We start from the raw sequence: 13,527 nt of genomic DNA, 5'->3' as shown, positions 1-13,527 counted from the left end.
CAGGCCCCACTCGTCATCGTTGAGCTCACGCCGCGTCACATCAGCGTTCTACCAGCCCCAGCATGATCGACGACCCGAAACAGCCCACCTGATCACGACACCAGACAGGCCCTAGCAGCACGTCAGTTCGCATCGCCAATGCCCAGCCGGCCGTACGATCTTCGCCGTGCCGCGGCGTCTACCAGGCTGAAGGCTGGCGTCCCGGCGGCGAATCGTGGACGCGCTGGGGGCGACCCGGGGGCGTTGGTCGAGTCTTGGTGCGTATTCGGCGTGAACCATGATCCACAGTGGGTCGGATCGCTGGTCGGCGGCACCATCAACAAAACGGCCCTTGACCAGTCTTCGCCTGGTCAAGGGCCGTTTTGCCTGTATGTGGCGGATCCAGGATTCGAACCTGGGTAGCTTTCGCGACGGATTTACAGTCCGCTCCCATTGGCCGCTCGGGCAATCCGCCAATAGTCGTCGTTCGCGGTTCCGATCGAGATCGACCCCGCGTGGCGACGGACCAACAATAGCGGATGCCAGGGGGTGCTTCGCCACTCGGTTCCCGGCCTGGGTCGGGTGGTGCCTCCTGGGACTTCGACGCCGGACGGAAATGCGGATGGTAGGGAAATCGCTACCCAAAGTCGTTCAGTCGTGGAAGCTCAGGCCTGCTTCCGCCAGCATCCTTCCCAGCTCTGTCCGCAGGTGTTGCACGCTCCGCCCCTCGCGCCGGGTCGTGATCAGGCCGGCGCGGCGGAGGGCGGAGGAGTGGGACGACGTCGTTCCCAGACTCAGGCCGGCGTCGGTGGCGAGCTCGGTCGTGGTGTGGGGGCGGGCGAGCAGGCGGAGGATACGGGCGCGAGAGCTGCCCAGGACGTCGGCCAGGGGGTCGCCTTCGGGCTGCGTGGTGGGGACCGGGAGGCCGGGGCCCGCCGGGTAGACGAGCAGGGGCGGCCGGTCCGGCCAGGCGCCGATCAGTGGCTCGTAGGTCCAGTGGAAGGTGGGGAGCAGGGTCAGGCCGCGGCCGGCGAGGTGGACCTCGCGGGTATGGAAGGCGGGGATGTGCCACGTGCTGGCTTGCCAGGTGGAGGTGGGGTACAGGGCGCTCAGCGCGGCCGCGACGCCGTGTTCGGCGGAGCCGAGGGCGAAGCGGGCGAACTCGGCGGAGTGGCGTTCGCGGACGCCGGTCCAGGCCGGGCCCATCACCGACCGGTAGGCGTCCCGGAGACCGCGGTCCAGGATCTCCCAAGCCTGGGTGTCGCGCGCCATCAGGGCTTTGACCCACGGGGACGGAAGCCTGCGGAGCCCGGCCACGTCCGAGCGGACCACGGCGCCCGGCGTGCTGCGCACCACCTCCAGGCCCTCTTCGAGGTCGGAGGTCAGCGGGTCCAGGAACGCCGGTCCCCGGTGTGACTCCAGCAGGTCCCACAGCGGCCGTGTGGTCGGCGGCAGGCGGTGGTTGACGTCCCGGCGCCAGCGGCCGAAGACCACCGCGGAGTCGCTTCGGCGGGTCATCATCAAGGACAGCTTCAACTCGACGAGCGGGGCGGGCTTGGCGGGGAAGCGGACCCGGGCGAAGTCGCCGGTCTCGAAGTGGAAGCTCAGCATCGGTCCTCCGCAACGGTTTTCGCCAGGATAGAAAGCCTCGCGAGCCGTTGTCGCGTAGCGCATCGTCGAGGCATGGCACTGGGAAGTCGACGGCAACCTCCCCGAATCTTGATTGCCGCGCTCCTGGCGCTCGCCGGCGCGGGTTGCCATGGTGGCGACTCGCCGCCGGCGGCTACTCCGGCTGCTTCCACTCCTTCGGCCAGCCCTCAGACCGTGTCTCCAGCGGCGAGTTGCGAGGGACAACCGGCTGATGCGCGCGAGCTGACGCTCACGACGAACGACGGCGCGACCGTGGCCGCTCTGGAGTTGGGCACGGGCCCGCGAGGCGTACTGCTGGTTCCGGAAGCGGGGGCACGTGGCAAGTGCGGGTGGATGTCCTACGCGTCCGAACTCGCCGCCAAAGGCCTGCGGGTGATGACGTTTGACATGCCCGATTCCGTTTCCAGCTCCGGGTCCGGTGCGGGGCCCGGTTTCGGCGAGGCGGGCGTCCAAACCGTTGACACCGCGCTGAACAGGCTGCGGGCAGACGGAGCCACCGCCGTGGTCCTCGTCGGCGCGTCCGCAGGAGCGACCACGGCGCTGGCGGCGGAGGAGAGCGCTGTCGCCGACGCGGCCCCGGGCGTGACGTCTGTGGTGGCCCTGTCCGCCGACGAACTCGGCGACCTACCCGCTCATGCGTCGACGATCTATGTACCAACCCTCATCGCTGTGGCGGCTGGAGACCGGTATGTATCCATCTCCGACGAGCGCCAGCTGTTCGACGCCCTCGCCACGCCGTCGGAGCTCAAGACGCTGGACATGCGTCCGAGCGGTTCCGGGCATGGCTGGGACCTGTTGTCCGACCAGACCTTCAAGGACAAGGTGACGGCCTTCATCACGACGCAACTCGCCACCGGGTATACCGTCTGGGGCACCGGACCGCGCACCGTCGTCCTGAGTAACCAGAGCGACAGGGACCAGGACTCATGGCACGCCTACGCCGACCACCTCGTCGCCGAGGGTTACCGCGTCGCGATGTGGGACTACGGCACGGGGGACCCCGTCACCGCGCTCAGCGACCTGGTGAAAGCCTTGCGCGCACAGCAGGCCGGCCCGGTGTTCCTCATCGGCGCCTCGAAGGGCGGCAAGACGTCGCTCGTCGCCGCCGCCGGAATCACCCCGCCGGTGACCGGGGTAGTGACGTTGTCAGCCGAAACGGTGTTGGCTCCGGGGATCGACGTCTCAACCTATGTCAAACACCTTACTTGCCCGCTGCTTCTGGTCACGAGCGCGCAGGACGGTTACGGCTCAGCCGACGCCGCCAAGACGTTCCAAGCAGATCAGCCCAACCTCGCGGCCACGCTGATCTACCCCGGCTCGGACCACGGAACGGCGTTGCTGACCGGAGCGGAAGCAAAGGCCGTCATCGCCGATATCGACGACTTCTTGAAAGCCCACTAAGACTGAAGCTGATCGGGCGCACCGAGCAGCCGTCGCGTGAGTTGATGACGTGCCCCGGCGAGGATGTCCAGCGCCGCGTCCAGGTGAACGGTACTGACGCGCAGTGGCCCACTGTTGTCGGCCTCGCAGTTCTCAGCTCCCGGGTCCGTCCCGGACTCCGCCCTCTCCTCCGCGGCGATCAGGGCGGCGCGGCGGATCAGTTCCTTGATGAAGGAGGCCGTGACGCCGTCCATCCGCTCGATCAGCCCGTCGGCCCCGCTCAGATCCAGGTCGAGCCCGCCTCGATAGAGCTCCAGCAGGCGGCGCCGCCCGTCGGCGTCCGGCAACGGCACCTCGACCGCGTGGTCCACCCGGCCCGGCCGCATCGCCAATGCCGGCTCCAACACGTCCACCCGGTTGGTCGTCAGCACGAACGTCACATCCGCGTCCCCGTCCAGACCGTCCATCTCGTTGAGCATCTGGAACAGCAGCGGATTCGTCTGCGGCCCCATCGAGCGGTCCTGGGCGATGAGGTCCACGTCCTCGACCACCACCAGCGCCGGCTCCAGCGCGCGGGCGACCTCGCACGCCGGCTTGATCATGCCCAGCGCGTTGCCGGTGAGGATCACCACCGTGGTCTCCGGCAACCGGCTCATCAGATACCTGACGGTATGGGTCTTGCCGGTTCCTGGTGGGCCGAACAGAAGCACCCCGCGCTTGAGGTGCTGGCCGTGCGCCAGAAGCGTGGCGCGGTGCCGGTTGACGCCGAGGATCTGCCCTTCGATGCCCTCCAGCATCCCCGGCGGCAGGATCAGCTCCTCGCGCTGCATCTTCGGACGCTCGCGGAAGCTCAGCAGCGACTGGTGGTGGCCGAACATGTCGTTGCCGAACTCCAGGACGTGGCCGCGGTAGACGCTCGACTCCACGGCCAGACGCCGGATCTCGGCGATCGCGGCCCGTGCCGCCGCCCGGTCGGCGCAGGCGATCTCGACGCTCACGTCGCTTTGCGGTCCGCGATGCTCCAAACCCCGTAGCAGCAAGGCCATCGGGAGCTTCGGGTCCTCGGTCTGGTCGCCGTCGTCCGGACCCGCGACCTCGTCGACGAGATACAGGCCGCACTGCACGCACGCGCGGGTCTGCTCCCCTGGACCCGAGGGCTGATCGGTCATCGGCACACCGCCGACGGCCATGTTCATACTCGTGTCGGGCTGGAACAGGTCGGACAGCCCGAACATCCGGTGCCGGAACCCCGTCAGCCCGACGAGCTGGTACGGGGCGCCGTGGCGCGCCAGCCAGGTGTCGACCGCGCCCTGTACGTTGACGTGCTCGAAGGGCGGCCACTGGGTGCTGATCACCGGCAGCAGGCCGGCATCCGGTCCGAGGTGCGCGGTCAGCGTGTCGGGGATCGAGGGGCCCGGCTCGGCTCCGTGCGGCGGAGCGCCGCCGGCGTTCCCGGCGACCGTACCGAGGGCGGCGGTGACGGTGAAGCGACCACCGGAGGAAGGGGGCGGCATCGGCTGTGAGCGCATGGGCTCCACCATGCCAGTCTGTCAGGGTTCTGAACTAGTCGTTTCCCGGACGTGGAGCGGGACTGACTTCTCCGCGCCCGAGGCGGCTACGCGCGGTTGACCGCTCGCGCGACGCCGGCGGCGATGGTCGTGGCGAGGATCCAGCCGGCAGCCGTGAGAAGGTACGCGACCCACTGATAGCCGCCGGTGGCGACGAAGGCGCGGCCCTGCCCGAAGTTGATGACCGGCAGCAGCAGATCCAGCGAGTAGATCAGGGGGTTGAAAGGCGCGGTCTTGTCGGGCCCCGACGCGACCGGGTGGTGCAGCCCGAACACGATGGTCCCGGTGATCAGCAGCGCGAGCAGCCATCCGAGCGCGCGCTCGGGCCGGTAGCCGTAGCCGACGGCGGCGTCCTGGACCAGGCCCCACGGCCGGGCGCTGAGTGACAGGGTTTTGCGACGCGCTCGCTGCTTGGCGAGCAGCACGCGGCGCGCCTCACCGTCGAGGCCCTGCCGCCGATACACGGCGGCGAGCTGCTCGTAGGGGCCGGGCCAGTAACTGTCGCCCTCGCGCTTGAGCCAGGCGATGCGGTCGGCCACGGAGCCCGGTTCGGCGATGCGCTCGTAGGCGAAACCGTCGAGGGCCAGGCGCGGCGGCCAGGTCGCGGGATCGTCGTTGAGGACGCCGACCTGCGCGTTCCTGAGGTGGATCCCGCCCTCGGGCGGAGCTGCGAAGCGCAGGGTGAGTTCGGCGGCTCGGAGGTGGCCGAGTATGAGGATGCTGGGGCCGGCATCGGGTGCGTTAGTGCCCGCCGCCAGAACGCTCTCTCGGAAGTCCACGTCGTTCCCCACTCGCGCGCTGGAGAACCGCACTACCCCGGCGGACCGCAGCCCGCGGCATCGGGCCGCGCCGCCCACCTCGACGTAGCGCGCGTCGAGAGCGTCCTTGCCATCCCCGTGGAGCACGGCTTCGTCGAAGCGGACGTGGCCTGCGACGCGGGCACCTGTGATGCGTACTTGGCCTTCGGCTTCGAAGCCGCGGTAGCACTGGAGGTCCGCGCCCACAGTGACCTGATACGCCTCCAGGGCGATGCCGCCGGGGCTGCTGAGCTTGGCGTCGGCCAGCCGCAGAAGGCCGGCGGTCTGCGCGCCGGAGAAGCGGACGAGGCCCTCGGCGCGTAGGCCGTCGGCCATCAGGTCGCTGCCGACGTGCAGGCGCGCCGCGTCCAGCGCTTCGCCACCCGGGGCACGGAGCCAGGCCCGTTCCAGGCTGACGACGCCGTCGGTGCGCGCGTCGCGCAGCACGGTCGAGCCCTCGGCGGTCGTGCCCCACATGGCCAGATCACCGGTCATGCGGGCGCGGTCGGCACGCAGGGCGACGCCGGACGGGTTGCTCAGCACGGCGTCCGTGATCTGCAGGCTGCCGCCGATCACCGCACTGTCCAGGCGGATGCGTCCGGTGACGTGGGCTCGGTGGAGGACGACCGAGCCGTCGACGTGCGCCTGCGTGGCGTTGAGGCCGGCCATGCGGGTGCCGTGGAGGTTCAGGCGGCGCAGACGAGTGTCGTGGAGGTCGATCTCGTCGTCGAAATGGCTGAAGGAGAAGCTCAGCGAGTACCGCAGCTCCAGATACTCGAGCTCAAGCGGCCCCATCACCCGCGCACCGACCACCCGCAACGGCGCCCGCCGCGCGTCAGCCTCCTCGATCAGCCTGCGGATGAAGTCGGCACGCAGCGTCCGCTCCGGGCCCCACGATCCACCGAGCGCGGGATCGTCGACCGCGGGATCGCCGACCGTGAGGACGGTGCGCCTGCCCTCCAGAAAATCTTTCCGGACCTGCTTCTCAACATCACTGAGTCCGGTCGGCCGCATGCCTAAGTTCTACCGTGGCTCCGCGAGCTCGATCGAGTCCTGCGGCGGAGACCCCTTCGGCCGCCGCGGCTCCCGCACCCCGCCCTCCGGCTCACCCGGCCACCCAGGCCCACCCGGCTCCTTGCTGATCCTCCGCGCCTTACGACTGCGCAGAGCACGCTTCACCCGCTGCTTGACCGTCATGACCAGTCAACGCCCACGGGAAAACCGGGAGTTCCATCGCAAAGATCGCGTACTCTCTCGGCGAACACGAAGGGGGACCCATGACCGTCGAACTGCCACGCACCTTGGTCTTCTCACCCCGCGCCAACGACACCTCCCAGGTACTCACGGTCGCCGCATACCGTCGCGGAATGCTGACGGAGCACCTGACCGGTTGGCGTGTCCCGGAAGGCTTCACGATCGGCGGTCCCGCACACCTCTACGCGGGACCACTGTTCGCGGACGCGGTAGCAGCCGACCTCGGCGTCGGACTCCTGGAGCCACCGGACGACTGGCTGACACGCCTGCCATACGACACGGTCCGCCGCAATATCAGGATGATGACGATGGCCGAGGCATGGCAGCTCCGTACCCCGGCATTCCTGAAGCCACCCAATGACAAGAGCTTCCCGGCACGCATCTACCGTGACGGCTCCCAGCTTCCGGGCCCCGACGCGGTCGACTCCGACACCCCGGTCCTGGCCAGCGACCCGGTGCAGTTCACCACCGAGTTCCGCCTCTACGCACTCGACGGCGAGATCACCACCGGCGCCCAGTACGCAATCGACGGCGACCTCGACATCGAGCCCCTGGCCGGCCACGAGCTGGAGCCGCAGATCCTCGCCTTCGGCGCAGACGTGCTCAGCGAGTGCGCCGACACACTGCCGAGCGCCGTGGTGGTCGACGTCGGCCTCATTGTCGACCCCGCGCACGGCGCCGTCGCCCCAGCCGTCATCGAGGCCAACGCCGCCTGGGCCTCGGGCCACTACGCCGCGGACCCGGAACGCGTACTGGACGCGGTTCTCCGCGCGGCAGGGCCTATGGACGAGATCAGCACCCGCGATCGCATTTTCCTGAGATCACCCGTTCGGCGGATCGACGACGAGCCCTGACAGGCCCAAACTGGTTTCAATGCATAGCACCCGCTATCGGGGGATGTGGGGGATGGATGAGAGATTTCCAGAGAATGAGCGTTCAGGCCGACGGCACGATCCACCTCTAACGGATTCGAGTACCAGCCTCAAGCCGAACGCTGCTCAGGCCTCGGCCGCGGTCCCGGCGCAGGACGGTGGGTCGGACTCGGGCGCCGCCCCGGCTCAGGACGGCGGGCCTGCGCCAGACGGCGGACGGGACGCGGGCGTTGTCCTGGCGGCAGACGCAGTTCCGTCCTCGAGCGCAGGCTCGGCCCTGAATGGCAGCCCGGACGCCGGTGTCGGACCGGCCCCGGCTGTCGTTCTGGACTCGGGCGCTGGCTCGGCTTCGGGCGGTGGCTCAGGTCCCGGCGTGGGTCCGGTCTCGGGTGCCGGCTCGGCTTCGGCCGGTGGTCTGGTCTCGGGCGCAGGCTCAGCTCCGGACGGTGACCCGATCTCGGGTGCCGGCCGGGGTTCGGATGGCGGCCTGACCTCGGGTGCCGGCCCGGGTTCGGATGGCGTTCTGGCTTCGGGCGGCGGCTCAGGCTCGGACGATGGTCCGAGGTCGGGTGCCGGCCCGGATCCGGGCGGTGGTCTGGCTTCGGGCGCAGGACCAGGTTCGAACCGCGGCTCGGCTTCGGAACTCGGCCTGGGTCTGGTCGGCTTGGATCCTGCCGTCAGCCTGGATCCGGTCCCGGACACGGGCCCCGTCCCGGACCCGGGCTTGGCCCCGGCCCCGGTCTCGGACCCGGTCCCGGCCCCGGTCCCGGTCCCGGACCCGGACCCGGACCCGGGCTTGGCCCCGGTCCCGGTCCCGGATCCGGACCGCGATCCGGAGGCCGGGCCGGACCTGGCCGAGGCCGAGCAGGAAGCTGCCGCTCCGGCGGTGGCGGGGTGGGTCGGCCTCGTGTTCTTGTGTGGTGGGTTGGCGGTCGTGCCGTGGACCGCTTACCTGGCGCTCACGTTGCCGTTGAGTTCGGAGTCCGGGCATTACCGGGTGGCGTGGGTGGGCTTCGACCTGCTGTTGGCGTTCACCCTGCTGCACGTCGGGTGGATCGCGGCTGGTGGGCCGACGCGTAATGACCGTGTTGAGCTGCCGGCCACGGCGGCCGGGACGCTGTTGCTGGTCGACGCGTGGTTCGACACGACCACTGCGGCTGGTGGCGGTGCGTTGCTGGAGGCGGTGCTGTTCGCCGTTCTTGGTGAGTTGCCGATGGCTGGGGTGTGCTTCTGGATCGCGCACCATGCCGAGGAGATCAGGGAGCGGCGGCTGCGGTTGTTGCCGCGTCTGGAGCGGCTCGGGCGGCGGTGAGGGGAGGGGGCGGGGGAAGGAAACAAGGACAAGAGCGCCAAGCGGCGGCACACCCGCCCAAGCAGCGCCCCACCCCACCTCCTGCGACGATGGCGACATGCCCGCCCCCACCCGCCCCCACGTCATCCTCAGCGCCGCCATGTCCCTCGACGGCCACCTCGACGACACCACCCCCACCCGCCTCCTCCTCTCCGACGCCGAGGACTTCGACCGTGTCGACGCCCTGCGCGCGGCCTCCGACGCGGTCATGGTGGGTGCGGAGACCATCCGGCGTGACGATCCGCGCCTGCTGGTGAACGATCCCGAGCGGCGGGCCGAGCGTGTCCGGCGGGGCCTGCCCGAGTACCCGGTCAAGGTCACCGTGACCGGCACCGGTGCCCTCGACGCCGGTGCGCGCTTCTTCACCACCGGCGGCGACAAGCTCGTCTACTGCGCGGATCTCGCCGTGCCCGCGCAGGCTGAGCGCCTGCGCGGGGCTCCGCGTACCGAGGTCGTGCCTGCCGGGGAACTGGTCGACTTTCCCGGCATCCTCGCGGATCTCAGCCGGCGGGGCATCGAGCGGCTGATGGTCGAGGGCGGCGGGTCGTTGCACACCCGCTTTCTCGCGGAGGACCTCGCCGATGAGATCCATCTGGCCATCGCGCCGTTCTTCGTCGGGGACGATCAGGCGCCGCGGTTCGTCCGGGCGGCCGAGTTTCCGCAGAACGCGCAGCGGCGCATGACCTTGGCCGAGACGCGGGCGATCGGTGACCTCGTGTTCGTGCGCTACGTGATCACGCGCTAGCCGGTCGGCCGAACCGGACCGGTACACCCGGGGAGAACAACACGCTGTCCGGCGGGCGGGCGGCGATGCCCTTCAGACCGGCAGCCGCGACCAGGTCTTCGTCGCACGCCAACAGCTGGGCCCGGAACAGCGGCCACCGCGGGTGCGCGTTCGGCATGTGGACGGTCCGGCCGCCCAGTGAGAAGTGCAGACGCCAGCGGGCCGTGAGGAAGTGCTCAAGCGGACTCGGCGCCTCTACCGGCGACGTCACACGCACCCCGATGAGACTCCCCGGCGGGGGAGAGCCCGAGCCCGGTTCGCGGCGGCGCGACGCGTACCAGTACACGTCGCCGAACCGGTGGACCGACATCCGCGCCCATCGGTACGGCAGCCGGAAGAACAGCCGCGCCGTGGCGACCGGCAGCAGCCGTGACGCCTCCAGCGAGCGGAACACCACGCCCCGCCGGCCCGCGGCGTCCACGGAGTACAGGCGCACGTTCGTCTCCGGGAAGGTCCCCAGGTAGGGCATCCCGGGCAGCGGTCCCCACCCGATCCGGTGCATGCGGAACGCGATCAGCCCGACGTACGTCACACCGTCGATCACGTCCGGCACCACGCCCGGCGGCAGCAGCGGCGCCACCACCGCCGGATCGACGGCCCAGTGCAGGAACGTCGCGTCCAGCCAGGACTGCGTCATCAGCGTGCGGCCGGGCAACCGCGGCGGGTCCGGTGTCACCGGCTCCGGCGCCACGAAAGACCGGGGGCGAGGCTGAGGCCCTGGCTCCCCTTCAGTGACCCGCCCCGGCTCCGGCTCCGTGCCCGACTCCGGCTCCGTGCCCGCCTGCGGCTCCGAGCTCGGCTCTGTGCCCGGCTCCGCATGCGGCTCCGTGCCCGACGCCGACGCCGACGCCGACGCCGACTCCGTGCCCGCCTGCGGCTCCGTGCCCGGCTCCGCATGCAGCTCCGTGCCCGGCGTCGGCTCCGACGCTGGCCCCGACCCCGACTCCGACCCCACGTCCACTTAGCTGCCCTCCACCCCCATGCCATACGCATGCGTAACGCGGATCCGCAGCACCAGCCGCCGGTCTTCGACCATGGCCGCACGGAACTCGTCCCAGTCCGGGTGTTCCCCCACGATCGCGCGGTAGATGTCCACCAACTCGTCCACCACCGCGTCGTGCGGGTCCGCCGCCACCGGGGACAGCTCCGCGTCCCCGTCGAACACGGCGTACTGGTACGTCTCCGGCTGCACCATGAACGTCGCGCGGGGGTCGCGGCGGAGGTTGCGGGTCTTCGCGCGGTTGTCCGTGATCGAGACGCGGATCACCCGTTCGGCCTTGTCGAAGGAGTACGCCACCACCGAGAGCTGGGCGCGTCCATCCTTCTTCTGAGTGGCCAGCGTTCCGCGGCCTCGGTCGCCTAAGAGTTTCAAGAAGGCATCCACATCGTGATTCTAGGTTCCGGTCGAGGTGATACACATGTCCACATGAAGACATACGGGGCGCGCCGTCGTACTTCCATATCCGGTATCGCGGTGTTGCTCTGCGCTGGGCTGGTGGCAGCCTGCTCGTCGAACGGTGTCGTCGGCGGCCATCCCGGTGGGACCAGCAGCAGCACCGGCGCCTCGTCCAGTGCCACTGGTGGCACCAGCGCCACGCCGACGCCGCTGGCCACCGGCAAGTACGGTTCCCTGGATGCCTTCGCCGCCCAGAAGATCGACTGGGGGAGCTGCACCACGCCGCCGGAGGGGGACGAGGGGGCGGACCTGAGCGCCTTCCAGTGCGGCACCGTCGACGTCCCATTGGACTACGCGCAGCCCGGCGGCAAGTACCTCAAGGTCGCCATGGTCAAGTGGCCGGCCGCGGACGGGGCGAACAAGGTCGGTTCGCTGCTGACCAACCCGGGTGGGCCGGGGGCCTCCGGGGTGGACTTCGTCGAGGAGGCCAAGAAGCAGTTCGACGGGGCCCTGCACGCGCACTTCGACATCATCGGCTTCGATCCGCGGGGCCTGGGCCGTAGTGAGCCGATCCACTGCCTGGACGACAAGACCCAGGACGCGCTCTACGAGCAGGACCCGCCCAAGGACCCGGCGGCGCGCAAGGCCAAGGCCGAGAAGGACAGCAAGGACCTGGCCACGGCCTGTGCGAAGAACTCCGGCGACCTGCTGCCCTACGTCGGTTCGAAGTACGTCGCCAAGGACATGGACGTCATGCGCCAGGTCCTCGGCGACAAGAAGCTCAACTATCTGGGCATCTCCTACGGCACCTACATCGGCTCCGTCTACGCCGAGCAGTTCCCCGACAAGGTGGGACGGATGGTTCTGGACGGTGCCGTCGATCCGAACGCCGACCCGCTGGAGTCCAACGTCCAGCAGCAGGTCGGCTTCGAGAAGTCGCTGGAGAAGTTCGCCGACGACTGCGTCACCAACCACGCCTCGGAGTGCCCGCTGAGCGGGGACGGGAAGGCCGCCGCGCAGCAGATCGGCACCTTCGTCGACGGTCTGCGCGACCACCCGCTGCCGACCAAGGACAAGAACCGCAAGCTGGACGAGCAGCTGGGCTGGACCGGCGTCATCATCGGTCTGTACGGAGACGTCGGCTCCACCTGGTGGCAGTACCTGCGGGCCGCTCTGACCAAGGCCATGAAGAGCAACGACGGCAGCATCCTGCTCGCCGGCGCCGACCAGTACAACGGCCGGGACGACGCGGGGCACTACAGCACCGAGCAGGACGGCCTGATCGCGGTGCGCTGCGCCGACTTCACCACCCCGGCGCCCTCGCCGGAGGCCGTCCAGAAGGCCTACGACGAGCTCAAGGTCGGCGCGCCGATCCTGAACTCCGACCTCACCAAGGACGACCTCGCGCAGCCGATGTGCGCGGACTGGCCGTTCCAGACCCCGGAGAAGCCGCACCAGATCAGGGCCGAGGGCTCAGACCCGATCCTGGTCGTGGGCACCACCGACGACCCGGCCACGCCCTACCAGAACGCCGTCAACCTGGCCAAGGGCTTCGCCAACGCCCGCCTGCTGACCCGGGTCGGCACCGGTCACGCCGCGTTCGGCAGCGGCAACTCGTGCGCGCAGTCGGCGATGGAGGCGTACCTGGTGGCCGGGACGCTGCCGGCGGAGGGGACCCGCTGCAGCTAGGCCGGCGACGCCGGCAGGACGTGGTCGTCCGTGAGCCGGACGTGAGACAGGGCCGGGCCCGGGAACCGCTTCCCGAGCCCGGCCCGTTCTACGTCGCGGAACGCTCGTCTACGTAAGGAAACCCCGTGATCTGCTTCTTCGACCCGGCGCACGGTCAGGCCTCCGTGAACGTGATGTGGCAGCCGCAGTGGGGCGTGGCCCGCCCCATCGAGGTCTGCCAGTTCTGCGCGCAGCGCATCCAGACCACCCAGCCGCCGTACTACCAGCCGATGCAGCAGCAGGGTTATCCCCAGCAGGGCTATCCCCAGGCCGGGTACCCCCAGCAGGGCTACCCGCAGCAACCCCCGCGCCAGGGCCACAGCACCGGCGCCCTCATCGGCGCGGGCGCCGCCGGACTGGTCGGCGGGATGCTGATCAACGAGATGCTCGACGACGACGATGATGACTCCCGCGACGAGGAGCGCGCCTTCGAGCGCGGCTATGAAGAGCGCGCTTACGAGGATCAGCGCTTTGACGATTACGGCGGCGGGGACTACGGCGACGACGGCGACGACAGCTTCTTCTGAACCGCCGCTCCACCCTCGCCACCCTTGCCCACCCCTTACTCCGTAGACGCTCTCCCACGCCTTCAGCACAAGGTGGCGGCATGTCCAGGGCTGCCCCAACGTAGAGCGTCTACGTCTTTCTGAGGTTCCTGATACACCCCAGGATGACGAGCATCGATCTTCACATGCCGTGAATGCTCTGACATTCCATCTGCTCGTCCGCTCGATCCCGTACAGGTACCGAAAAGCACGAATGGCACCA

General features: G+C 69.7%; 12 protein-coding genes and 1 tRNA gene. 7 read left to right on the top strand and 6 right to left on the bottom strand.

Annotation, left to right across the window (positions count from 1 at the left end):
- Positions 1-373 precede the first annotated feature (373 nt).
- Positions 374-454: transfer RNA gene (locus tag ABD466_RS10125), tRNA-Tyr, on the bottom strand.
- A 176-nt stretch (positions 455-630) separates the two neighbouring features.
- On the bottom strand, positions 631-1,590 hold the full coding sequence (locus tag ABD466_RS10120) for an ArsR/SmtB family transcription factor (RefSeq protein WP_344656696.1): 960 nt from the start codon (positions 1,588-1,590) through the stop codon (positions 631-633).
- Between the two features lie 372 nt (positions 1,591-1,962).
- On the opposite strand from ABD466_RS10120, the gene ABD466_RS10115 reads away from it, so the two are divergent.
- The gene (locus tag ABD466_RS10115) at positions 1,963-3,030 is read left to right on the top strand and encodes an alpha/beta hydrolase (protein ID WP_344656695.1); all 1,068 of its coding nucleotides are present in this window, start codon (positions 1,963-1,965) and stop codon (positions 3,028-3,030) included.
- Here ABD466_RS10115 and ABD466_RS10110 read toward each other — a convergent pair.
- Positions 3,027-4,538, bottom strand: a complete 1,512-nt coding sequence (locus tag ABD466_RS10110) for an AAA family ATPase (protein ID WP_344656694.1) — start codon at positions 4,536-4,538, stop codon at positions 3,027-3,029. The two genes, ABD466_RS10115 and ABD466_RS10110, sit on opposite strands and share 4 nt — an antisense overlap.
- A gap of 86 nt (positions 4,539-4,624) precedes the next feature.
- Positions 4,625-6,388, bottom strand: coding sequence for an AsmA family protein (locus ABD466_RS10105; protein ID WP_344656693.1), 1,764 nt, complete (start codon positions 6,386-6,388; stop codon positions 4,625-4,627).
- Positions 6,389-6,651: 263 nt separating this feature from the next.
- Between ABD466_RS10105 and ABD466_RS10100 the strand changes: the two genes are divergently transcribed.
- From ABD466_RS10100 to ABD466_RS10090, 3 genes are all read left to right on the top strand, one after another.
- Positions 6,652-7,482: an ATP-grasp domain-containing protein gene (locus ABD466_RS10100; protein WP_344656692.1), complete on the top strand. Its 831-nt coding sequence runs from the start codon at positions 6,652-6,654 to the stop codon at positions 7,480-7,482.
- A 682-nt stretch (positions 7,483-8,164) separates the two neighbouring features.
- Positions 8,165-8,812 (top strand): hypothetical protein, encoded by a 648-nt coding sequence (locus ABD466_RS10095; protein ID WP_344656691.1) that lies wholly within the window; start codon positions 8,165-8,167, stop codon positions 8,810-8,812.
- 97 nt (positions 8,813-8,909) lie between these two features.
- On the top strand, positions 8,910-9,596 hold the full coding sequence (locus ABD466_RS10090) for a RibD family protein (RefSeq protein ID WP_344656690.1): 687 nt from the start codon (positions 8,910-8,912) through the stop codon (positions 9,594-9,596).
- Here ABD466_RS10090 and ABD466_RS10085 read toward each other — a convergent pair.
- On the bottom strand, positions 9,586-10,272 hold the full coding sequence (locus tag ABD466_RS10085; RefSeq protein WP_344656706.1) for a YqjF family protein: 687 nt from the start codon (positions 10,270-10,272) through the stop codon (positions 9,586-9,588). The two genes, ABD466_RS10090 and ABD466_RS10085, sit on opposite strands and share 11 nt — an antisense overlap.
- Before the next feature lie 118 nt (positions 10,273-10,390).
- On the opposite strand from ABD466_RS10085, the gene ABD466_RS10080 reads away from it, so the two are divergent.
- A complete protein-coding gene (locus ABD466_RS10080; RefSeq protein ID WP_344656689.1) occupies positions 10,391-10,600 on the top strand; it encodes a hypothetical protein in 210 nt (69 codons plus the stop codon).
- Here ABD466_RS10080 and ABD466_RS10075 read toward each other — a convergent pair.
- The gene (locus ABD466_RS10075) at positions 10,597-11,019 is read right to left on the bottom strand and encodes a PPOX class F420-dependent oxidoreductase (RefSeq protein WP_344656688.1); all 423 of its coding nucleotides are present in this window, start codon (positions 11,017-11,019) and stop codon (positions 10,597-10,599) included. The two genes, ABD466_RS10080 and ABD466_RS10075, sit on opposite strands and share 4 nt — an antisense overlap.
- Positions 11,020-11,061: 42 nt before the next feature.
- On the opposite strand from ABD466_RS10075, the gene ABD466_RS10070 reads away from it, so the two are divergent.
- Positions 11,062-12,720 (top strand): alpha/beta hydrolase, encoded by a 1,659-nt coding sequence (locus ABD466_RS10070; protein WP_344656687.1) that lies wholly within the window; start codon positions 11,062-11,064, stop codon positions 12,718-12,720.
- A gap of 125 nt (positions 12,721-12,845) precedes the next feature.
- Positions 12,846-13,286 (top strand): hypothetical protein, encoded by a 441-nt coding sequence (locus ABD466_RS10065; RefSeq protein WP_344656686.1) that lies wholly within the window; start codon positions 12,846-12,848, stop codon positions 13,284-13,286.
- The last annotated feature ends 241 nt before the right edge of the window (positions 13,287-13,527 follow it).

Origin of the sequence: Catenulispora subtropica (genome assembly GCF_039531675.1) — a bacterium.
In the GTDB taxonomy this organism is placed as follows: domain Bacteria; phylum Actinomycetota; class Actinomycetes; order Streptomycetales; family Catenulisporaceae; genus Catenulispora; species Catenulispora subtropica.
This window is presented reverse-complemented; position numbering and strand designations above follow the sequence as displayed.